Origin of the sequence: Acinetobacter sp. ANC 3781 (assembly GCF_004331285.1) — a bacterium.
In the GTDB taxonomy this organism is placed as follows: domain Bacteria; phylum Pseudomonadota; class Gammaproteobacteria; order Pseudomonadales; family Moraxellaceae; genus Acinetobacter.
In genome coordinates this window covers 1-23,136 of sequence record NZ_SJOH01000023.1, presented here as the reverse complement: position 1 = coordinate 23,136, position 23,136 = coordinate 1, and the positions used below count along the sequence as shown (strand labels likewise).

Below are 23,136 nucleotides of genomic sequence, written 5' to 3'. Positions count from 1 at the left end.
GGATCATACAATGTTTGAAAAAATCTTAATTGCAAACCGTGGTGAAATCGCCTGCCGTGTGATTCGTAGCGCAAAAAAACTTGGAATCGCAACGGTGGCGGTCTATTCCGATGCCGATGCACAATCACAGCATGTCAAACTGGCCGATGAAGCGATTCATATCGGTGAATCTCCGGCTGCGCAAAGTTATTTACAGATTGATCGCATTATTCAGGCGGCTATAGACACCGGTGCTCAAGCGATTCATCCGGGCTATGGTTTCTTGTCAGAAAATGACCAGTTTGCCGAAGCGTGCCAAGCCAATAACATTACCTTTATTGGTCCACCAGTCGCAGCCATTTTGGCCATGGGCTTAAAAGCGACTTCAAAAGCGCTGATGGAAAAAGCCGGTGTTCCGCTTACGCCGGGCTATCATGGCAGCAATCAGGATGCCGAATTTTTAAAGCAACAGGCTGATGGCATCGGCTATCCGGTGCTGATTAAAGCCAGTGCCGGTGGCGGTGGTAAAGGCATGCGTCTGGTTGAACGCAGTGAAGATTTCCTGGGTTCATTGGCCTCTTGTAAAAGCGAAGCCAAATCCAGCTTTGGCAATGATGAAGTCTTGATTGAACGTTATGTGATTAATCCGCGTCATATTGAAGTACAAGTCTTCGGTGACTCACATGGCAACTATGTGCATTTATTTGAACGGGATTGTTCGGTACAGCGCCGTCATCAAAAAGTCCTTGAAGAAGCGCCCGCCCCACTGGTTTCACAAGACAAGCTCGATGCCATGCGCCAAGCTGCCATTGATGCCGCGCGTGCGGTCGATTATGTCGGTGCAGGCACGGTTGAATTTATTGTCGAGCAAGATGGTACCGCGTATTTCATGGAAATGAACACTCGTCTACAGGTTGAACATCCAGTCACTGAAATGATCACCGGCGTTGATCTAGTTGAATGGCAGTTGCGTGTTGCCTTTGGCGAGCCATTACCAAAACAGCAAGATCAGTTGAAAATTCATGGGCATGCCATTGAAGCCCGCGTGTATGCAGAAGAGCCTGAAAAAGGCTTTATTCCTGCAATTGGTCAAATTAGCTATTTGCACTACCCTGAACAAAATCAGCATGTTCGTGTCGACAGCGGTATTGTTCAAGGCGATGAAATCAGCACTTATTACGATCCGATGATTGCCAAACTGATTGTCTGGGGCGAAAACCGTGAAGCCGCTTTATTACAAATGCATCATGCCTTAGGACAGTTCCATGTCGATGGCTTGGGCAATAATATTGCTTTCCTGGACCGCATTATTCGTTGTAATTCTTTTAAAAATGCCAAGCTAGATACCAACCTGATCCAGCGTGAAGATGAATTCCTGTTTAAAAATATTCAATCACTGCAACCTGAATTAGTTGTGGCGACAGCATTGACCGAATTATTGCTGCGTTTCAGTAAAAATAAACCGGCAAGCAATCCAGTTTGGCAAAGTGAAACACTATGGCGCGTGAATATCAGCCCAAGCTATGCGATTAAATTGAAGCTCGATGAAGCCCTTGTTCAAGTCAATTTAAGCGCTGAACAAGAAGGTTTTGTTGCCGAATATCAAGGTGAAAAATTCCATATTTCCGGCCAGCTTTTAAATGCCCATACCGCACATTTCAATATTAATGGTAAACAGGCCAAAATTGCATTTAGCCAAAATGCGCAAGGTCTGACTATTTTCAAAAATGGTCAAAGCCACAAGTTTGGTTATCTGAATCAGAAATTCAGTTCTGAAGATACACAAAGCACTGAAGGCAACTTGAAAGCGCCAATGCCAGGTGTGATTACTCAAGTTCTGGTTGCCGCTAACGATCAGGTGAAAAAAGACGATGTACTGATGACGCTTGAAGCCATGAAGATGGAATATTCAATTCGTGCACCGCATGATGGCATTGTCGCAGCTTCCTATTTCCAGGCTGGTGATCAGGTCAAAGCCGGTGATGAACTGGTGGAATTTCAAGCCTTGACGGAGGAAGTTGCATGACTGGTTTCGTCAAAATTGTAGAGGTCGGACCGCGCGATGGTCTGCAAAATGAAAAAACGCCCCTCACCCTAGATGACCGTAAAAACCTGATTCTGGATTTAATGAAAACCGGTTTACAGGCAATTGAAGTCGGTTCCTGTGTTTCGGCCAAATGGGTGCCGCAAATGGCAGACAGTGATGTGCTATTTTCCCAATTGCCGCAAGATCCCAATATTCAGTTCAGCTTGCTGACCCCTAATTTAAAAGGTTTTGAGTCTGCACTGGCAGTTGGCTGTAAAGAGGTTGCGGTGTTTACCGCAGCTTCTGAAAGTTTTACCCGCAAAAACATCAACTGTTCCATTGATGAAAGCTTTGAAAAGTTTGCCGATGTCATGACAGCAGCCAAAGCCAATGATATTAAAGTTCGTGGTTATGTCTCTTGTATGGTGGATTGTCCTTATGAAGGCGCAATAGATCCGCAACAAGTCGCCAAAGTCAGCAAACGCTTACTGGATATGGGTTGCTATGAAGTGTCCTTGGGGGAAACCATTGGCACCGCGACTCCAGATCGGGTTAAAAAGGTCTGGGAAGTTTGTTTGGCAGAAATGGACAGCCAGGTTTTAGCCGGTCATTTCCATAATACTTACGGCATGGCAATTGCCAATATTTACCAGTCGCTTAATCAGGGTATTCGGATATTTGATTCTTCGATTGCCGGTTTAGGCGGTTGTCCATATGCCAAAGGTGCTTCGGGCAATGTGGCAACGGAAGACTTGTACTATTTATTGTCCAAGATGGGTTTTGAAACCGGCATCAACCTGGATGCTTTAATGCATGCCAGCCGAAACATCAGTCAGGTATTAAACCGTAATAATCCATCTAATTATGCCAATGCTTATTGGCAAACACAGTGTGCTTAAAACAAAACTGCATGATTTTCTCATGGCTAAAAAGTCATGCAGGAAATTTATAAAAAGTTGTAATTCAGTCATACAAAGGACTGACCATGGATAAAAAGAGGGATTAAATGCCAAATAAAGTTTATGAAAGTGCACAAGCAGCCTTACAGGATATCGTTAAAGACGGTCAAACCTTAGCAGTCGGTGGTTTCGGTTTATGTGGTATTCCGGAAGCATTAATTGCGGCACTGAAAGAAACCGGTGCCAAACAACTGACCTGCATTTCAAATAATGCCGGCGTCGATGGTTTTGGTTTGGGTCTCTTGTTAGAGACCAAACAGATTAAAAAAATGATTTCATCCTATGTGGGTGAAAACAAAGAATTCGAACGTCAGTATTTAAACGGCGAACTGGAAGTTGAACTGACGCCACAAGGCACATTGGCTGAAAAACTTCGTGCCGGTGGTGCCGGTATTCCGGCATTTTTTACCCAGACCGGTGTGGGAACGCTGATTGCCGACGGGAAAGAAGTCCGTGAATTTGATGGCAAGGAATATATTCTGGAAAATTCCTTAACTGCCGATATTGCCCTAGTCAAAGCCTATAAAGCCGATAAGTCCGGCAATTTGATTTTCCGTAAAACCGCACAAAACTTTAATCCGGTCTGTGCTATGGCTGGCAAAATCAGCATTGCTGAAGTCGAAGAAATTGTGGAAATTGGCGATTTGGATCCAGATGAAATTCATCTTCCCGGCATTTATATCAACCGGATTATTTTAAATCGCAATCCTGAAAAACGCATCGAACAAATGACATTAAAAGCGGAGGCGCTATAAATGGCTTGGACTCGTAATGAAATGGCACAGCGTGCCGCTTTAGAACTGGAAGATGGTTTCTATGTCAATTTAGGTATTGGCTTACCGACATTGGTGGCGAACTATATTCCTGAAAATATGGATGTCTGGCTACAGTCAGAAAACGGCCTGCTCGGGATTGGTGAATTTCCAACTCGGGAAACGGTAGATGCCGACCTGATCAATGCAGGCAAGCAAACCGTCACCGCCCGTAAAGGCGCAGCTTTTTTCTCAAGCGCTGACTCTTTTGCCATGATTCGTGGCGGTCATGTCAATATTGCCATTTTAGGCGCAATGGAGGTTTCCCAAACCGGCGATTTGGCCAACTGGATGATTCCGGGTAAAAAAGTCAAAGGCATGGGCGGTGCCATGGACCTGGTCGCAGGCGTACAAAAAGTGGTGGTATTGATGGAACACTGCGCCAAAGATGGCACGCCAAAAATTGTAGAGCAATGTGCCTTGCCACTGACCGGTAAAGGTGTAGTCCACCGGATTATCAGCGATTTGGGGGTACTCGATATTACCGCTGACGGGGTCAAACTGGTGGAACTGGCGAAAGACGTCAGCTTTGAAGAGATTCAAAAAGTTACTGGTGTCAAACTGCTTCAATAATGCTGTGTTGATGTGATCTTCTATTTTCCTGCTCCCCTTAAAGCTGACTAAAGTTTTAAGGGGAAATCGTTTCTGGCATAGATTTGTCTGCTTTAAAAAAAAGAGTTTCAAGTATAAAAAGGAAATTAAAAGTATGGATAACTCGCAAAATATCTTGCAAAGGTTCGCTCTAAAAGTCAGTGACTGGTCAGAAAAATGGTTCCCCGATTCCTATATCGTTGCACTTTTAGGTGTGGTCATTGTCGCGATTGCAGCCATCGGTATAGGTGCACCTGTGCAAGATGTAGCCATTTCATTCGGTAACGGGTTCTGGAGCCTGATTCCGTTCACCATGCAAATGTGTATGTTGATTGTGGTCGGTTATGTGGTTTCCGTATCCAAACCAGTAGAACTGCTGATTCAAAAAATGGCGCAGATTCCGACTTCCGGCCGAAATGCCATTGTGATGGTCGCCACCGTCAGTTTATGTATTTCTTTAATTAACTGGGCCATGAGTACAGTGTTAACCGCGCTTCTAGTGATTGCCCTGGCAAAGCGCAAAGAACTGAATATGGATTATCGCGCTGCCGCAGCAGCTGCCATTATTGGTATGGGCGCCACCTGGGCACTGGGTATCAGTTCATCCGCTGCGCAATTACAAGCCAATAAAGCCAGTTTACCTGAACCGATTTACAACTTAACTGGCGTAATTCCATTCACTGAAACCATCTTTTTGCCGCAGTCGATGATTATGACGGGTGTACTGATTATTGTCTCGATCGCGATTGCCTTCTGGTCGGCACCGAAAGGCAATAGCATTAAAACTCTGGAGAACTTTCCTATTCAGTTTGAAGAGGAAAACAAAGAGGTTCAGACAAGCAAACGACCGGGTGACTGGCTGGAAAATTCTCCCATTTTAAGTATTCTAATCGTCGCATTGGGTCTGATCTGGATGTTCAACGAATTTACCAAAAGCAATCCCATTATTGCGATCTCCAGCCTGAACACCTATAACTTTATCTTCTTAATGCTCGGAATTGCCTTGCATGGTACACCCCGAAATTTCTTAAATGCCGTATCCAAAGCCGTACCTGCGGTATCGGGCGTACTGATTCAATTTCCACTTTATGGCAGTATTGCTTTCATTATGACCAGTGCAATGAATGCACAGGATCTATCTCTGTCGCACTATATTGCGGAATTTTTCATCTCGATTGCGTCTAAAGAAACCTTTGCCATTGTGATGGGTATCTATTCTGCAATTTTAGGTTTCTTCATTCCCTCTGGTGGCGGGAAATGGATTATTGAAGCGCCGTATGTGATGCAGGCAGCGCATGATTTAAAAGTTCACTTGGGCTGGTCGGTGCAAATTTATAATGCAGCTGAGGCACTTCCAAACCTGATCAATCCGTTCTTTATGTTACCGATGCTCGGTATCTTAAAACTCAAAGCCAAAGATGTGATTGGCTTTACCGTGACGCAGCTGATTTTCCATGTTCCTTTAGTGTTGTTCTTATTGTGGATCTTGGGTCGAACTTTAACTTATATGCCGCCTACTTTTTAACAAAAAGCTAAATATTAGATCTCTTTCATAAATCAAAAAATGTTCAATATTAGATTTTTTAAATCAGCACGGCCTCATTTGATTAATTTAATTTTTTTATCTTTTTGTAGGCATTTTGTATACTTTTGAAAGGTCAAAATGAGGACTTAAAATATATTTTGAGTCCGCAAGAAAAACCTTTTGTTTCCCATATACGACATTCTTGTCGTGATGGGAAACGTGTAGCATCCATGCCACGCTCATGACTCTAATATTTGCTAAAAATCTATTTTCAATTTTGGTTTTAAGAACAATTTTTAGTTTCTAAAATGATTTATGGAAGAAGTTTGTTTAAGGGCATGTTTACATGCCCTTAAATGTTTAACTCACTTTGATCAAGCAATAAAGTTTAGTAAACATCCCTTCGATAACGTCCTTCGACTCTCAGCTGCTCTAATTGTTCAGCACCTAGAAGACTAAGCAAGGTTTGCTCCACTTCTTGCGCCATACCTTTTAAACTGCCACAGACATAAATGGCGGCACCCGCTTCAATCCAGCTTAAAAGCTGTTCAGATTTTTGCTGCAAGATATGCTGAACATAGATTTTTTCAGCCTGATCACGGGAAAATGCGTAATCCACTTCGGGCAGAAAACCTTGCGCTTGCCACAGTTGAATCTGGTCTTTGTAAAGATGGTCGAACTGCTGTTGTCGTTCACCAAAAATTAGCCAGTTTTGCGGCTCATTCCATTGCTGTCTTTGTGCAAGATGAGCGACCAAACCTGCAATACCGGTACCATTGCCAATTAAAATGAAAGGCTTCTGGGTGGGTTTTAAATGAAAGGTGGCATGAGAACGAATTCTGGCCACAATGTTTTGTCCCAACACAGCATATTCAGTCAGCCAACCCGAGCCTAAACCTAGACCAGCCGCGGTGATTTCCTGTCTAACCACCAATTCAATTCTTCCTCCTTGTTCAGAAATACTGGCGATTGAATATTCTCGAATAGCCAAATCATCAAAGCGTTGAATCCACTCCTCAAAAGACTCATTCAACCCTCGGTCTGGAACTCGTCTTAAATTCTTAAATTGCAATGTAACTAATAAATCTCCATCAACTATTTGTTGCTGAGCTTGTGAAAATGCCTGTATATCTTCAAGTCGATTACCACATTGAACTTCTAGAATGTCTCCAGATGACCAAGTTGTGCTTTCAGCATACGACAGTTGGATTTGATAAATCGGCTTGCCTTGGCTACCTGTATTTAAGCACACCCGATTTTTTAAGATAAAGGTATGCCAGTTTTGCTCTGGCTGATCCGAAGTGAATTGTTGTTGAGTGAGCTGTTCTAAACGTTGTGTCCAGCAATTCAAGTCTGCTTGTTTTAAATGATCGACACAGACCATTTTAAATAAAGCTTTCGCCTGATGCTGCTGTAAATGTTGATCTAAGACTTGTCCAAAACGACAAAAATGCGTATAGCGTTTATCCCCCAAAGCTAAAATGGCATACGACTGATGGGAAAGGTTTAAAGATGAATCGCTAAAAATATTTTTTATCGTTAGCCGTGCCGTATCAGGCGCATCGCCTTCCCCATAGGTACTCACGAACCACAAGACTTTATGGGCTGCTCGCAATTGTTCAACAGTCAAATATTGAATATCAACGACGCTCATCGTTTGGCCGACGCGTTCTAACTGTTGCGCCGTCTGCCGGGCATAATATTCTGCCTGACCGGACTGACTTGCAAAAACAATCAGATCATCATTTTGGATCAATACCGGCCTTGGTTTTTGCTGATGATTGGTCAGGATCAGACAAGCGATCCATATTGCATAAAGCAACAGTAAAATGGCAAATGCAATTAAAACTATAGCAACAGAATATGTCATGAAATGATCTTTCCTATACCGCAGACCAGATCAGTAAAATAATCATCGCCAAGCTGACTGCTGTCAGCACAAGATGTGTGACCAAACGGGTTTTAATGCTTAAAAACAAAATATAGCCTGCTAATGACAACACAATATAAATAATCGCACTGATATCAATCAGCCAGCTCCACGCCAGTCCAGAATTTTTACCCCGGTGCAAATCATTCAGCAGCGATACTGTAGAAGCGGGCTTTTGAGTAATTTCGGTTTCACCGGTATCGGTCGTCACAAAAATATCAGTTGCTCCGGCTGGGCTTTCCAGGCGAATCATCACTTCATTATCCATCACTTCACTACTTTGGTAACGCCCTACCAGATTGTGCTGTTGACGGACAAAATTTAAAATCGTATCGCTAGGGTTCTCGGTTTGCTTAATCGACTTTAAAAGCGACTCAGGTAAAATTAGCTTAGTGGTTTCTTCTGTTGTAGTCGGTTTAAACCATTCAGGATGATTCAGCAACAAGCCCGTCACAGAAAAAAATAGCAAAGTGATAAATGCAAAAGCTGAAAGCCAGCCATGCACATAACGTGCATGGCGGTAAAAATCACGACGTTGATACACGTATTTAGCCTTAGTTCACTTTTTGGAAATTAAGTTTAACTGCGCCAATTTCTTTTTGTGCAGCTAAGGTCTGGTTTGAAGCTGTGGCTTTTACATCCAGATCAAAGGTTTGATAAGAATGCTCCCCATGCTCACGCGAGGTTTCAATATGAATCAGATATTTACCTGCTGCTACTGCTTTACCTGTTTCATCCTTACCATCCCAGGACAATTTATACTGTCCAGGTTGGCGTGAAGGTTTTGCTACTGCGTCCAGATTTGGCATTTGGCGTCCATAACGGCGATACCAGACATAATTCGAGTTAATCCATTTCTCATCTTTACCCCAAACCGCCAAGGTACGGACAATCTTTTTATTGGCATCTGTCACCCAAACAGACACATAAGGAGCACGGTAGTTTTCAACGGCAATTTTAGGAATGATCAGGTCAATAATGGCTTGATAACCTACTGGCCACTTTGCAGAGGACTGACTCGCTGCGACAGTTCGCATTTCTGCATGTTGAGGCGTTTGAACCAGGCTGTTCCAACCTGAACTTTGATAAACCTGACCATCCGTCAAAGTAACTTTAACTTCATATCCACTCAGGGCTTCAATCAGTTCCAAACCTTCTGCTGGTGTCATTGCAGCTAAGGCAGTCGCCAAGGCATCAGCATCTGCTGCACAGGTTCCGACTACAACGCATTGTTCTACTTGCTGTAGCGGCATGCCTGTTTTTGGATCCAGTAAATGGGTTTGTCCTGCAAGGCTGCGGTAACCTTTCCCACTAAAGGCAATAGCCTGATCGTTTAAGTTAAGTACTTGTTGAGGCACACTGTTATCCGTATGGTTAAAGGCATCTTGTACCCCAATTTTCCAGCCCTCTTTTTGTGGTGCATTACCCCAAACACGGATGTCACCGCCAATATCTACCAACAGACCTTGAATACCTGGAACAGCTTGACGCGCTGCAACCAATGCGCGGTCAATAATGTAGCCCTTGGCATAGGCATCAGGGGAAAATTTCACAGCTGAATCCATCGCAATGCTTTGTTGTTCCCTATCTAGTTTTACGCTGTCTGCTTTTAACTGATTTAAAACTTGGGTACGGGTGGCTTCATTTATACCCTGCGATTGTTCCCATAGCGTCACCAGTTGACCCAAGCGCGCATCGAAAGCCCCACAGGTTTTATCACGCCAGTTTTCACAGGCAGCAATCACTTCAAAAAGCTCAGCTGAAACATTGCCCTGTTTATTATTATTTAAAGCAGAGATTTCACTGTCATCACGCCACGTCGATAACACCTGATCTAACTGGCTAATTTCTTGTTGAATGGCATCTACAGCGCGTTTAGCCTCTTGTTTAGAAGCCCCTTGAACCACCACATCTAAGGATGTACCTAAAATATGGTCACGATGGAAATGATGGGTTTGGGTGGCGATTTGTTCTGATCGTTCGATTTTTTCACTCTGCTCAGCAGCATTTGCATGAAAAGGAGAAATCAGTGCCAGCGCCATAACCAAGGGCGAAAGACGAAATGCCTTATGAGTTGGGTAAAAATTTCTTACAGCAAATGACATACTGATTCTCCAGAATATTTTTAATGAATATTATTGATAATGATAGTAGTTATCAAGTAGATTACGTGCATTATATTAAATAAATATTTTCTGGAGTTCCTCACAATGAATAACTGGCTCAAAATTGCATTACTGACGTCGCTACCTATTATTTCTCATGCACATAGCATGAGTCCTTTTCTGCTTCCTGAAGTATTCGATACCAAAGCCGCACAAAGCATCAGTTTCCAAAGTGCAATTACAGTCGAGAAGTTTTTTGTTGCGGGAAATAACTTTAAAACCAGCTATGTCATTACCGAACCTGACGGTCAACAAAAAAAGATAAATGCGGCAGCAGCATTAAAACGCTTTAATATTGCAGAATTTGATTTACCAAAAGAAGGCACTTATCGCATTCGCACTCAAGATGCAGTGGGTAATCCCGGAAAATATGCCTTGGTGGATGGTCGCTGGTTACGTGTGCGTCCAGTGCGCGCCGGCATGCAAAATCCTGTACCGGCCAAACCTGCTGAAACAGTCACGACTCAAAAGGCACCTGCGCCGACTCAGCCACCGCGTATGATTGCAGCAGACCAAGTGCCGACAAATGCAAAAACCTTAGAAGTCACCAATCACCTGATTGCTGAAAGTTATGTCACCAAAGGCAAACCGTCTGCAATTCCAGCACCAAGCAAGAAAGGTTTTGAGTTCAAGTTACTGACTCATCCCAATGAGCTGTACGCAGGTGAATCACTCAAAGCTCAGGTATTGATGAATGGGAAAGCGGTGCCGAATCTTGAAATTGATATCTTTAAAGGTGCAGGTAGTTATGAGCCAAATGCAAAACGTGAACAGCCACATGTAAAAACCAATGCGAAAGGCGAAGTAGAAATTAAATTTGATCAGGCCGGTATTTATTTAATTACTGCGTCTTATCCAGAAGCCAATCCGGATGCCACTAAAAAACCGGCAACAGATAACTTTACTTATGGCTTAACGGTTGAAGTCACAGAATAATGTTTATCGTTAGATAAAATCTAAAAATTATTCATATCAAAAAGCCCCTATTTTTAAATAGAGGCTTTTTGAATTTGTCGTTATAGCAGATTAAAAGTTATAGATCGCTACAGCATTCAGGCGGTTGTCTTCACCCGTCTTGCTGCCATTTGGTGCAGCACCAAATGCTTCGCGTTCACCATAAACATATTCAAGACCAAAACTTAAAGGTTTGGTCGGGCTATAAAAAACATTTGCCCAAGCTTGCCAAAGTTCTTTATTGGCTGCAGTTTTATTGGTTAACGCATTGATATAATTTTGATCTTCATCAAAAATCATATAACCATAGCCCACAGTACCGCGTAGTTTTTCATTAAACTGTTGGGTCAAACCTACAGTAATCGAATCAAACTCGCTCTGCACAAGGCTACCATCCGCTTGTTTCACCACACCGCTATTGGTAAAGGAAACAAAACTGCTATCGCCTTTGACATGGTAATAATCGGCTTTTAAGGTTGTTCCTGGCACCACATCATACTTGGCGCCCAAACCCACACCCCAAGCCATTTCTTCATCTGAATTCACACGTTTTTCATGCCCCATAGCACGTGCGCTGACGTTCAAATTGTCGGCAAACTGGTGGTTTAAACGTGCAGTCAAAGCCGGTAAACGTTGCGTAATTGAAGCATCTTTTGGGTCTTCAAGTGCCATCACCAGATTGGTTTGTGGATTGAATTTGGTGGTATGACGCACCTGTGGCGTACGTTTTACAGCTCCCCCCACATATGCCAAGGCATCAATCGTTTCAGGCATATAATCTGGAACCGCAAAGTTTGACCAGGTTTGCCCCATCAACCAGTTACCGTAACTTAAATAAGCATGACGAATACGCAAATTATCAAAGTTTGATCCACCCAGGAAATCAACTTCAATTTTACCTTTTACATCTTGTTCATAGACTTGAGTTTTAAAATCCAAGCCTAAACGTGTTGCCGCTAAAGTCGATCTTAAACGGTCACTGTTTTCACTATTTCCCTCTAATGCAACAGCATTAATATGGTTATAGGGCAAATCTCTGCTTGTGCCTTCAACTTGATAGGACGCATCAGCGCGGACATTACCATACAGATTAAACTCGGCACCTTTGGCAGTTTTCAGTACAGGATTTGCTGTAGCCACAGGCGCTGGGCGTTGAACCGCTGCAATAGCAGTAGCAGTCTGCGCAGTCTGTACTTTTTGCTGTTCAACCATGTTGCGTAAAGCTTGAACTTCCTGTCTGAGCTGTTCAATTTCTTTTTGCTGTTGAGTTTGGGCTTGGGCCGCTACGCTGACTCCTCCCATACTTAGGGCAATCATGCTCAGCATAAGCGTGCGCTTCATTGCTGGTTGAACTTTTTTTGACTGAAATTCAGTTGCTTGGGTTAATAGTGTCGTGTTCATCCTAAACTCGCTTGTTATTGTCCGATTAAATTCTAGCAATAGATCGCCATCGCGACGATGGCGATCTATATCATTGATGACATTATGTTTATTAAGAATAATAGAGTTATTGAATCGCTTTTTTAGTCAAAGGCGTATCGCTAGTGCCAGACTGTGTAAGGGCTTTTGCATCAACAGAGACTTTTAAATTCACCAGATAGATAGCAATCGCTGCAATAATTCCTGGAATCGCGATGGCCAAGAAGTTCATTTGATGCGGTAATTCAAAGGTGAGTAAAGTACCAGTCAAGACTGGTCCAACAATGGCACCAATTCGTCCAATTCCTGATGCCCAGCCCATCCCTGTTGAGCGAACTGCAGTTGGATAAAACTGTGCAACGAAGGTATAAAGCAGAATTTGTGAGCCAATGGTCGCTGCACCTGCAATGGCAATCAGAACATACAGCACTGCTTGCGGGCTGTTAAAACCAAGCAGAATTAAAGCAATTGCACCCACGGTAAACATAGTGGTCAGTACCGGTTTTAAATGGAATTTGTCTGCTAGAACTCCGCCACCAATTGCACCGATCATGCCGCCGATATTTAAGGCAAACAGGAACATAAGACTTGCACCCAATGAGTAGCCAGCCTGAATCATCAATTTCGGTAACCAGCTGCCTAATGCATAAACCATGAGTAAGCACATAAAGAAGGCTGCCCAAAACATTAAGGTACTGAACATACGGCCTTGCTGAAATAACGCACGTAATGGAGCTTCATCGCCAACAGTTGGTTCATTCAGAATAAAAGTCGTTTGTGAGTCAATCTGCTGTTCCGGTGCAATTTTTTTCACAATTGCACGGGTTTTTTCTGTTTCACCCTTTTTAGTCAAAAACATCAGGGACTCTGGAAGATATTTCCAAATAAACGGCAAAGTAAATAACGGAATACTGGCGATATAGAACATGATTTTCCAGCCATAATCCGCCACTAGCCATGCACCCAACAAGGCAGACGCCATACCACCAATAGCATAACCACTAAACATAATGGCAACCAAGGTGCTGCGAATACGTTTAGGGGCATATTCCGTCATTAGTGCAACCACGTTTGGCATTACCCCACCAATTCCCAGGCCCGCCAAGAATCGTAGAATTCCAAATTCGGTCGGTGTCGTTGCGAATGCACCCAGAAATGTAAAGCCACTGAAAATGGCGATACAGATCATGATGGTCTTTTTACGCCCCAACTTGTCTGAGAGTGTTCCGAAACTCATGGCACCAAACATCATGCCGAATAATGCAGTACTGGCAAGCAAACCTGCCTGCACAGTGGTAAGTGCCCATTCTTGCATTAAAATAGGTAAAACGACGCCATAAATGACTAAATCATAACCGTCAAAAATAATAATCATTAAACACCAAATCAGGACTCCCCAATGAAAAGGAGTAAATTTGGCTTCATCCACTAAAGTGTTTATGTTCAGTTTATTGGTATTCACTTTGCGCTCCTGCATATGAATCTTTAGATTTGTAGTCACAATGCAGCAAAGTGATTTTATTGTCCAAAACCGATTACATATATATTCATACCTTAAAAGTAAGACAAGCGGTATTAAAAACCAAAACGATACTTTATAGATATCCAGAAATCCTATAAGGTTGGTTGGGATATTTTATTTTCTATTTCAAGCTTTGTTTTTCTGAAAAAAATGCCGGCTGATCAAATATAAAATACTGATCGGCAGGCATATTATTAAAAATAATCAAGTAATTTGTGGGATAAGAATACCAATAATTATAGGAAAATTAGTTCTAGTCTGTTAAATCACGGCACGGTCGTAACCAATCGCTTCTAGATCATAGACCTGATAAATACAGTCAAATAATGAACGGATATCCTCACTTTCATCCATACTGCGAATCGCCAGAAATATCGGGCTAATGGCAGCATCATCCAGTATCGGGATATAGTGCAAATGCGGTAACTGTATGGTTCTAGCGCTTTCCGGAACCACGCAAATCCCTTCACCTGCTGCAACCAGCCCTAAAGCCAGCTGAATTTCGCGAACCTCTTTTAAGCTTTTAGGATCAAGACTGTACTCCGAAAAAAGTGATCTCACTTGCGTGGAAAAATTAGGTTTTGGGTGACTGGGGTATAGAAACAGATTCTCATCCACTATATCGGTCAGAAAGACGCCTTTCTTCTGCATAGCCAGTGGATGGCTAGAATGTACCGCCACCATTAGGGGTTCTTCGCGCAAAAGGATTCGTCTCACCGCAGGATCAGAAATACGTAGTCGACCAAAGCCTACATCTATCCGTCCCTCTTTAAGTGCTTGAATTTGATTTTTGGTGCTCATTTCAATCAGTTCAATTTTCAAATGCGGTTGTTGCTGACGAAATAAATAGACGATTTTTGGTAGTAAACCATACAGCAGTGAACCGACGAAACCCATGGTGACTGTTTTTTCGACCATTCCCACCCGCTGGGTCATTGCCTTAATTTCTTCGGCATTAGACAAAAGTTTAACAGCATGCTGATAAAAGAATTGTCCTGCTTCAGTTGTCATTAAAGGTCGACTTCCACGCTCAAAAAGCTGAATGCCGAGCTCTGCTTCTAGGTTTTGTATCTGACGGCTTAAAGGAGGCTGGGCAATAAACAGTTTTTCAGCCGCTTTCGTAAAGCTTTGTTCCTCAACTACGGCAACAAAGTATCGTAAATGTCTTAATTCCATAATTACCCATACCTTTAAAGCATATTAAAATGCAAATTTGATCTTAGACAGCATATCTTTATTCTTTTAAGGTATACCACATGAGATAGACAAAGCAAGATGCTTGGGAAGCTTAAAGATGTACAAATCCATAGAAACGTTGCTTGTTGAAATTCCAACCATCCGTCCGCACAAGATGGCTGTGGCAACCATGCAAACCCAAACATTAGTGTTGGTGAAAGTCACGACTGAAGACGGTTTTACCGGTTGGGGCGAAGCGACCACGATTGGTGGATTGGGATATGGGGATGAAAGTCCGGAAAGCGTAAAAACCAATATTGAAACATATTTTGCCCCGTTACTGAAATCACTTTCAGGTCTGAATGTCGCTCAAACGATTAAAACGCTCAAACGTAATATTAACGGTAACCGTTTTGCCAAATGTGCCATTCAAACCGCACTACTGGATATTCAGGCACAACGCTTAGGTTTGCCGCTCAGTGAAATTTTAGGCGGCCGTCTACGCGATAGCGTTCCAGTACTTTGGGTGCTTGCTTCAGGTGATACAGAGAAAGACATTGCCGAAGCGAAAAAGATGATTGAGCTGAAACGTCATAACGTATTCAAACTCAAAATCGGTTCACGTCCTGTAGAAGACGATGTTGCCCATGTTTTAGCGATTAAGAAAGCTTTGGGTTCAGACATCTCGATTCGTGTCGATGTCAATCGTGCCTGGTCAGAACTTGAAGCGGTTAAAGGTATTCAGTTGTTACAAGATGGCGGTGTCGACCTGATTGAACAACCATGTGCGATTGAGAATCTGGATGCCATGAAGCGTTTAACCCGTCGTTTTGATATTGCCATTATGGCGGATGAATCATTATACGGTCCGCAGAGTGCTTATCAGATTGCGCGTAACAACGGTGCCTCAGTATTTGCAGTAAAAATTGCCCAGTCAGGTGGCCTGATTGAAGGTTGTGAAGTTGGGAAAATTGCCAAACTTGCAGGCATTGACCTGTACGGTGGTACCATGCTTGAAGGACCAGTCGGTACGATTGCTTCAGCACATGTATTTTCAACTTTTGAAAGTCTTGCATACGGCACAGAATTATTCGGTCCACTGCTACTGACTGAAGAAATTTTAAAAACACCGCTTCAATATCAAAACTATGAGTTGGTTTTACCGACTGCAGCTGGTTTAGGTATCGAACTGGATTTAGACAAAATTGACAACTTACGTCGTCAGTAACTGAAGGAATTAGACATGCTTTTCCACGTACGTATGGATGTAAATATTCCACTAGATATGCCAAGCGATCAAGCCAACGAAATTAAAGCAGTTGAAAAAGCTTATTCGCATGATTTACAGCGTCAAGGTAAATGGCGTCATATCTGGCGCATTACCGGTCAGTACTCAAACATCAGTATTTTTGATGTTGAGAGCAATGAAGAACTACACAATATTTTACAAGGTCTTCCGCTATATCCGTATATGAATATTGAAGTGATGCCATTAAATCGCCATCCTTCTTCTATTCATGAAGACGATCGCTAATTTTAATAATATGCAACATGGTGAATTCATTTACCGGCTGCAAAAAAAGCACCCTTAAAGGGTAATGACAAGGATTGTGGCCAGCCAGCTTTAGCCAGCCAATATAAACGCTAAACAGCCTGCCACTCAAAAATGTATACATACTTCAGGAGCAATAGTATGAATCGCCAACAAATTGATGCACTTGTAAAAGAAATGAATGTCGACACAGCGACAGGCCCTGTTGATGAACGTGTACAACAGGTTGTTGTGCGTTTATTGGGTGATCTTTTCCAAGCGATCGAAGACCTTGATATCTCACAAACTGAATTGTGGAAAGGTCTGGAATATTTGACTGATGCAGGTCAGGCCAATGAATTGGGTCTTTTGGCTGCAGGTTTAGGTCTAGAACACTATTTAGATTTACGTGCAGATGAAGCAGATGCTAAAGCAGGTATTACTGGTGGTACACCACGTACTATTGAAGGTCCGTTATATGTAGCTGGCGCACCGGAATCGGTAAGCTTTGCTCGCATGGATGATGGTTCTGAGTCAGATAAAGTCGATACCTTGATCATTGAAGGTACAGTAACAGATACCCAAGGCAATATCATTGAAGGTGCTAAAGTTGAAATTTGGCATGCCAACAGCCTAGGCAACTACTCGTTCTTTGATAAATCACAATCTGATTTTAACTTGCGTCGCAGCATTATTACAGGTGCCGATGGTCAATACACAGCATTAACCACTATGCCAGTGGGTTATGGCTGCCCTCCTGAAGGCACGACTCAATTTGTTCTAGACAAACTTGGTCGTCACGGTAATCGCCCTTCTCATGTGCATTACTTTGTATCTGCACCAGGTTACCGCAAATTAACCACGCAATTTAACATCGAAGGCGACAAGTACCTTTGGGATGACTTTGCATTTGCAACCCGTGATGGTTTAGTCGCGACTGCTGTTGATGTAACCGACGAAGCTGAAATTGCGAAGCGTGGCCTGAATAAAGCATTCAAACACATTCAGTTCAATGTTGAACTTGTGAAAGATGCTCAAACTGCGCCATCAACTGAAGTTGAACGTCGTCGCGCAAGCGCTTAATGATCTTATGATAAGGAACCGAGATGTCAATTTAATGACATTTCGGGGACTTGCCTAAATTTGGAAAGTCGGAGAACGGACATGCCTCGTATCCCTGTAATTAACACCAGCCATCTCGACCGCATTGATGAATTACTTGTTGAAAACTATGAAACAGGTGAATTTAAGCTTCATCGTTCAGTATTCACAGATCAGGCCTTATTCGATTTAGAGATGAAATATATCTTTGAAGGCAATTGGGTTTACTTGGCACATGAGAGCCAAATTCCGAATAATAATGATTTTTACACGACTTATATGGGTCGCCAACCGATCATCATTGCGCGCAACCGTCAAGGTGAACTCAATGCAATGATCAATGCCTGTTCACACCGTGGCGCACAACTTTGTCGTCATAAGAAAGGCAATAAAGCAACTTATACTTGCCCTTTCCACGGTTGGACATTTAACAACTCGGGCAAATTGTTAAAAGTTAAAGACCCTTCTGATGCAGGCTATTCAGATTGCTTTAACAAAGACGGTTCTCACGATCTTAAGAAAGTGGCCCGTTTTGAAAGCTATAAAGGCTTCCTGTTTGGCAGCTTAAACCCGGATGTTCCACCGTTAGAAGAATATCTTGGTGAAGCAACCAAAATTATGGACATGATTGTTGATCAGTCTGATCAAGGTCTTGAAGTTTTACGTGGTGCGTCTACTTACACTTATGAAGGTAACTGGAAGTTAACTGCTGAAAACGGTGCCGATGGTTACCATGTTTCTGCCGTTCACTGGAACTATGCAGCCACAACTCAACAGCGTAAAGAAAAAGAAGCTGGTGATAATGTCCGCGCAATGAGTGCAGGATCTTGGGGCAAACAAGGTGGTGGTTCTTACGGCTTTGACAATGGTCACATGCTGCTTTGGACTCAATGGGGCAATCCTGAAGACCGTCCAAACTTCCCGAAAGCCGCGGAATATACCGAGAAATTCGGTGCTGCAATGGCGAAATGGATGATCGAGCGCTCTCGTAACCTGTGTATTTATCCAAATGTCTATTTTATGGATCAGTTCGGTTCACAAATTCGTGTACTTCGTCCTTTATCTCCCTCTAAGACTGAAGTCACCATTTACTGTATCGCACCTGTGGGTGAAGACAAAGAAGCACGTACACGCCGTATTCGCCAGTATGAAGACTTCTTTAATGCTTCAGGCATGGCAACTCCAGATGACCTGGAAGAATTCCGTGCATGTCAAGCTGGTTATGCCGGTATTGCGCTTGAATGGAATGATATGAGCCGTGGTTCCAAGCATTGGATTCAAGGTCCGGATGATGCAGCCAATGAAATTGGTTTAAAACCAAAACTTTCAGGCATCAAAACTGAAGACGAAGGTCTATATCTGGCTCAGCATGAACACTGGTTACAGCTGATGAAAGAAGCGATTACTTCTGAAAAAGAACTTGCTGCAACTGAAGGAGAAAACGCATGAGCGCGATTACTTTAGAAAACATTGCTCAATTCCTCTACAAAGAAGCGCGCTTTCTGGATGATGAACAATGGGATGACTGGTTACAGTGTTATGCTCCATCAGCAGAATTCTGGATGCCAGCTTGGGATGATGATGACAAACTGACGACAGACCCAGAGTCTGAAATCTCTTTGATTTATTACCCTGACCGTCAAGGTTTAGAAGATCGTGTATTCCGTATCAAGACTGAACGCTCTTCTGCGACCATGCCCGATACCCGCACCAGTCACAACATTTGCAATATTGAAATTGTTGAACAAAACGGTGATCAAGTAACGGTTCGTTTTAACTGGAATACTTTGAGTTTCCGTTATAAAACTAATTACAGCTACTTTGGCACGTCACGTTATGTGATTGACTGTTCAAGCGATCAGTTCAAAATTCTAAACAAATACGTGGTGCTGAAAAACGATTACATTAATCAGGTAATCGACGTTTATCACCTCTAAAACTGTTATACCGCCAGATAAAACCTTTCAGTCAGATGGAAAATTGGCTGAAAGGTCCAGTTACAAAGATTTATATAGGATATTCAGCCATGTCAAGTCACAATATTGCACTTCAATTTGAAGATGGCGTTACACGTTTTATTTCTGTTTCAAACGGTGAAACCCTGTCGGATGCGGCTTACCGTCAAAAGATCAATATTCCTTTGGACTGTCGAGATGGTGCTTGTGGTACGTGTCGTGCATTTTGTGAATCAGGTTCGTATGACATGCCTGAAGAAACTTATATTGAAGACGCATTAACCCCTGAAGAAGCAGCTGAAGGCTACATTTTGGCCTGTCAGTGTAAACCGACTTCGGACGCGGTATTCCAGATTCAAGCGTCATCAGAAGTATGTAAAACTGAAATTCACGCCTTCCAAGGTACGCTTGAGCGTGTTGAAAAATTGTCCGATTCAACCATCACTTTTGATATCCAGTTGGACGAAGGTCAACCTGACATTCACTTCCTCGCAGGTCAATATGTCAATGTGGGTATTCCGGGTACCACAGAAACCCGTTCGTATTCTTTCAGCTCTAAACCGGGTAACCGTTTAACCAGTTTCGTGGTACGTAACGTGCCAAACGGTCAAATGAGCGAATTCTTAAGTAGCAATGCCAAAACAGGCGACAAAATGACTTTTGCCGGTCCTTTTGGTAGCTTTTACCTGCGTCCTGTGACCCGCCCGGTGTTAATGTTGGCAGGTGGTACAGGTATTGCACCATTTATGTCAATGCTGCAAGTTTTAGAAGAAAAAGGTTCAGAACATCCGGTACGTTTAGTGTTTGGTGTGACTAATGACTTTGACTTGGTAGCGATTGAAAAACTGAATGAACTTCAAGAAAAATTCCCTTGGTTTGAATATCGTACTGTCATCGCCAACCCAGAATCTGCGCATGAACGTAAAGGTTATGTGACCGGTCATATTGAAAATGAATGGTTAAATGCAGGTGATGTTGATATCTATCTGTGTGGTCCTGTATTGATGGTAGAAGCTGTACGTGGCTGGTTAGATGCTGAAGGCGTTAAACCTGCAAGCTTCCTGTTTGAAAAATTCTCTGCAAACTAATTCGGGAATCAATCAAATGTCTAATCGTCAAAGATTTGAAAACAAAGTCGTGATTGTCACCGGTGCCGCACAAGGCATTGGTCGCGGTGTGGCTTTACAAGTGGCAAGCGAAGGTGCACAGGTGGTCATGGCCGACCTTTCTCCTTACGTGCAAGAAGTGTTAGCGGAAATTGAAAAGCTGGGTGGCAATGCTGTCACCATCAATGCCGACCTGGAAACTTTTGCAGGCGCACAGTCCGTTGTTGAAAAAGCAATAGCGACTTATGGTCGTGTTGATGTCCTAATCAACAACGTAGGTGGCGCAATCTGGATGAAACCTTTCCAGGAATTTTCTGAACAGGAAATTCTCAAGGAAGTAAATCGTTCATTGTTCCCAACGCTATGGTGCTGCCGCGCAGTTTTACCTGAAATGATTAAAAATCAGAAAGGGACGATTGTAAACGTATCATCTATTGCCACTCGTGGGATTAACCGCGTGCCTTACTCTGCTTCTAAAGGTGGTGTAAATGGTTTAACCGCTGCCCTCGCCTTTGAACATGCCAAAGATGGTATTCGTGTCAATGCAGTGGCTACAGGTGGAACTGAAGCGCCCCCTCGTAAAGTACCGCGCAATGCCAATCCATTAACCGAATCTGAACAAGCCTGGATGCAGGAAGTGGTTGACCAAACCATTGATCGTACTTTCCTGGGCCGCTACGGCACCATTCAAGAGCAAGTCAATGCCATCGTATTTTTGGCTTCAGATGAATCTTCATATATGACAGGAACTGTGGTCCCTGTAGGTGGTGGCGATCAGGGTTAAACCTGATCTCATCAAAATTCAACAGGATCATTGAAATCTACGCATGGAGGCAATAGCCCAATGGCATCCCTGTTTAAAACTTTAAAAGATGATTGGTCACTTTCAGCAACAGTCGCAGGATTTTTGGCTGTGCTGATTTCCTATTCAGGTCCACTCATCATCTTCTTTCAGGCTGCACAAAAAGCCAATGTTTCCTCCGAGATGATGATCTCGTGGATCTGGGGCATTTCCATCGGTGCTGCAGTTGCCGGTATTTTTTTATCGATTAAATACAAAGTACCCGTAATTACCGCGTGGTCTGCGCCCGGTACCGCCTTGTTGGTAACCCTCTTTCCCGGTTTAAGTTTGAATGAAGCGATAGCAGCCTACATTACGGCTGCTTTAGTGATTTTATTTATTGGCTTAAGTGGCTACTTCGACAAATTACTACACTGGATTCCGCAATCTATTGCTGCCGCGATGATGGCGGGAATCTTGTTTCAGTTTGGCTTGGGACTCTTTACAGCCACAGACAGTATGCCCTGGATTGTATTTAGCATGCTGCTGGTGTTTTTAGTGTCTAAACGGATTTCACCGCGTTATAGCATGCTTTGGGTCTTGATCACAGGTGTGATCTTAAGTCTGGTACTGGGCAAAATGAATCCGGTTGAAATGAGCTTTAGCTTGGCCATTCCACAATTTATTGCGCCCGAATGGACCCTGAACGGCATGCTGAATTTTGCTATTCCCCTAATTCTGGTCAGCCTATCCGGGCAGTTTTTACCGGGCATGGCCATCATGAAGCTTAGCGGTTATGACACTCCGGCTAAGCCGATTATCACGGCAACCAGCATTGCGTCCTTAGCAGTGGCCTGCATTGGAGGAATCACCATTGTATTGGCTTCCATTACCGCAGCCTTGTGTATGGGTAAAGATGCGCATGAACTGAAAGAAAAACGTTATATCGCCGGAATTGCCAACGGTATTTTTTACATTCTAGGGGGTTTATTTGCCGGCAGTATTGTCATGTTGTTCAGCTTGCTGCCTAAAGAACTGGTCGCCGCATTGGCCGGCTTGGCTTTATTAGGTGCAATTGGCATCAATATTACAACGGCAATGAAAGATGAACATCAGCGAGATGCCGCACTGATTACATTTTTAGCCACGGCCTCTGGCATGCACTTCTTAGGTCTCAGTTCCGTATTTTGGGGAATTTGTATTGGCTTAATTGCCCATCTCATGCTGAGTAAAAAAGCAGACACCCCGCCTCCTCATTCAATGTCTAATCAAGAAACGCCATTATTGCGTCAGGAAAAACTATGATTGATAAAAGTACAGCGTCTCTCACCGAAGCGCTCTCCCAGATTAAAGATGGTGTCACCATCATGATTGGTGGTTTTGGTACAGCGGGACAACCGGCTGAACTGATTGACGGTTTAATCGAACTGGGTGTAAAAGACCTGGTCATTGTGAACAACAATGCCGGCAATGGCGATTACGGTTTGGCCAAGCTGCTTAAAACCGGTGCAGTGCGCAAGATTATCTGTTCTTTCCCGCGCCAGTCTGACTCTTATGTATTCGATGAAATCTATCGTGCCGGAAAAATTGAACTGGAACTGGTA

Annotated in this window: 21 protein-coding genes; 15 read left to right on the top strand and 6 right to left on the bottom strand. The window is 43.2% G+C overall.

What is annotated here, in order from left to right:
• Positions 1-10: 10 nt before the first annotated feature.
• The 5 genes from E0H89_RS14650 to E0H89_RS14630 all read left to right on the top strand — a co-directional run bounded on the left by E0H89_RS14650 (position 11) and on the right by E0H89_RS14630 (position 5,892).
• Positions 11-2,005 carry an acetyl/propionyl/methylcrotonyl-CoA carboxylase subunit alpha gene (locus tag E0H89_RS14650; protein WP_131218003.1) on the top strand — a complete coding sequence of 665 codons (1,995 nt, stop codon included), beginning with the start codon at positions 11-13 and terminating at the stop codon, positions 2,003-2,005.
• On the top strand, positions 2,002-2,904 hold the full coding sequence (locus E0H89_RS14645) for a hydroxymethylglutaryl-CoA lyase (protein ID WP_131218001.1): 903 nt from the start codon (positions 2,002-2,004) through the stop codon (positions 2,902-2,904). The genes E0H89_RS14650 and E0H89_RS14645 overlap by 4 nt, the downstream gene beginning before the upstream one ends.
• Before the next feature lie 107 nt (positions 2,905-3,011).
• Positions 3,012-3,719 (top strand): CoA transferase subunit A, encoded by a 708-nt coding sequence (locus tag E0H89_RS14640; protein ID WP_131218000.1) that lies wholly within the window; start codon positions 3,012-3,014, stop codon positions 3,717-3,719.
• The gene (locus tag E0H89_RS14635; protein WP_131217998.1) at positions 3,720-4,349 is read left to right on the top strand and encodes a CoA transferase subunit B; all 630 of its coding nucleotides are present in this window, start codon (positions 3,720-3,722) and stop codon (positions 4,347-4,349) included.
• Positions 4,350-4,482: 133 nt separating this feature from the next.
• A complete protein-coding gene (locus tag E0H89_RS14630) occupies positions 4,483-5,892 on the top strand; it encodes a short-chain fatty acid transporter (RefSeq protein WP_131217996.1) in 1,410 nt (469 codons plus the stop codon).
• A gap of 388 nt (positions 5,893-6,280) precedes the next feature.
• Here the strand turns inward: E0H89_RS14630 and E0H89_RS14625 are convergent, their stop codons facing one another.
• From E0H89_RS14625 to E0H89_RS14615, 3 genes are read right to left on the bottom strand one after another with little or no spacing between them, the layout of a single operon-like run.
• Complete coding sequence (locus tag E0H89_RS14625; protein ID WP_131217994.1) at positions 6,281-7,762, bottom strand: sulfite reductase subunit alpha; 1,482 nt, start codon at positions 7,760-7,762, stop codon at positions 6,281-6,283.
• A gap of 13 nt (positions 7,763-7,775) precedes the next feature.
• On the bottom strand, positions 7,776-8,366 hold the full coding sequence (locus E0H89_RS14620) for a PepSY-associated TM helix domain-containing protein (RefSeq protein WP_131217993.1): 591 nt from the start codon (positions 8,364-8,366) through the stop codon (positions 7,776-7,778).
• 10 nt (positions 8,367-8,376) lie between these two features.
• The gene (locus tag E0H89_RS14615; RefSeq protein ID WP_131217992.1) at positions 8,377-9,927 is read right to left on the bottom strand and encodes a DUF2271 domain-containing protein; all 1,551 of its coding nucleotides are present in this window, start codon (positions 9,925-9,927) and stop codon (positions 8,377-8,379) included.
• Positions 9,928-10,032: 105 nt separating this feature from the next.
• Between E0H89_RS14615 and E0H89_RS14610 the strand changes: the two genes are divergently transcribed.
• Positions 10,033-10,923 (top strand): DUF4198 domain-containing protein, encoded by an 891-nt coding sequence (locus tag E0H89_RS14610; RefSeq protein WP_131217991.1) that lies wholly within the window; start codon positions 10,033-10,035, stop codon positions 10,921-10,923.
• Positions 10,924-11,013: 90 nt separating this feature from the next.
• Here the strand turns inward: E0H89_RS14610 and E0H89_RS14605 are convergent, their stop codons facing one another.
• The 3 genes from E0H89_RS14605 to E0H89_RS14595 all read right to left on the bottom strand — a co-directional run bounded on the left by E0H89_RS14605 (position 11,014) and on the right by E0H89_RS14595 (position 15,058).
• Positions 11,014-12,342 carry a DcaP family trimeric outer membrane transporter gene (locus E0H89_RS14605; protein WP_502698415.1) on the bottom strand — a complete coding sequence of 443 codons (1,329 nt, stop codon included), beginning with the start codon at positions 12,340-12,342 and terminating at the stop codon, positions 11,014-11,016.
• Between the two features lie 106 nt (positions 12,343-12,448).
• Positions 12,449-13,822, bottom strand: a complete 1,374-nt coding sequence (locus E0H89_RS14600; RefSeq protein WP_131217990.1) for an MFS transporter — start codon at positions 13,820-13,822, stop codon at positions 12,449-12,451.
• 321 nt (positions 13,823-14,143) lie between these two features.
• Entirely contained in the window at positions 14,144-15,058 is a 915-nt protein-coding gene (locus tag E0H89_RS14595; RefSeq protein ID WP_131217989.1) for a LysR family transcriptional regulator, read from the bottom strand.
• Positions 15,059-15,176: 118 nt separating this feature from the next.
• On the opposite strand from E0H89_RS14595, the gene E0H89_RS14590 reads away from it, so the two are divergent.
• The 9 genes from E0H89_RS14590 to E0H89_RS14550 form a co-directional block, all read left to right on the top strand.
• Positions 15,177-16,286 (top strand): muconate/chloromuconate family cycloisomerase, encoded by a 1,110-nt coding sequence (locus E0H89_RS14590; RefSeq protein ID WP_131217988.1) that lies wholly within the window; start codon positions 15,177-15,179, stop codon positions 16,284-16,286.
• Positions 16,287-16,301: 15 nt separating this feature from the next.
• Positions 16,302-16,592, top strand: a complete 291-nt coding sequence (catC, locus tag E0H89_RS14585) for a muconolactone Delta-isomerase (RefSeq protein WP_131217987.1) — start codon at positions 16,302-16,304, stop codon at positions 16,590-16,592.
• A gap of 159 nt (positions 16,593-16,751) precedes the next feature.
• Positions 16,752-17,672 (top strand): catechol 1,2-dioxygenase, encoded by a 921-nt coding sequence (gene catA / locus E0H89_RS14580; protein ID WP_131217986.1) that lies wholly within the window; start codon positions 16,752-16,754, stop codon positions 17,670-17,672.
• A gap of 81 nt (positions 17,673-17,753) precedes the next feature.
• The gene (gene benA, locus E0H89_RS14575; RefSeq protein WP_131217985.1) at positions 17,754-19,139 is read left to right on the top strand and encodes a benzoate 1,2-dioxygenase large subunit; all 1,386 of its coding nucleotides are present in this window, start codon (positions 17,754-17,756) and stop codon (positions 19,137-19,139) included.
• Positions 19,136-19,627, top strand: coding sequence for a benzoate 1,2-dioxygenase small subunit (benB, locus tag E0H89_RS14570; RefSeq protein WP_131217984.1), 492 nt, complete (start codon positions 19,136-19,138; stop codon positions 19,625-19,627). The genes benA and benB overlap by 4 nt, the downstream gene beginning before the upstream one ends.
• An 89-nt stretch (positions 19,628-19,716) precedes the next feature.
• Complete coding sequence (gene benC / locus E0H89_RS14565; protein ID WP_131217983.1) at positions 19,717-20,733, top strand: benzoate 1,2-dioxygenase electron transfer component BenC; 1,017 nt, start codon at positions 19,717-19,719, stop codon at positions 20,731-20,733.
• Between the two features lie 16 nt (positions 20,734-20,749).
• Entirely contained in the window at positions 20,750-21,535 is a 786-nt protein-coding gene (locus tag E0H89_RS14560) for a 1,6-dihydroxycyclohexa-2,4-diene-1-carboxylate dehydrogenase (RefSeq protein ID WP_131217982.1), read from the top strand.
• A 60-nt stretch (positions 21,536-21,595) separates the two neighbouring features.
• On the top strand, positions 21,596-22,837 hold the full coding sequence (gene benE / locus E0H89_RS14555; RefSeq protein ID WP_131217981.1) for a benzoate/H(+) symporter BenE: 1,242 nt from the start codon (positions 21,596-21,598) through the stop codon (positions 22,835-22,837).
• Positions 22,834-23,136: 3-oxoacid CoA-transferase subunit A (locus E0H89_RS14550; protein WP_131217980.1), on the top strand; the 303-nt coding region annotated here is incomplete at its 3' end. The genes benE and E0H89_RS14550, both read left to right, overlap by 4 nt.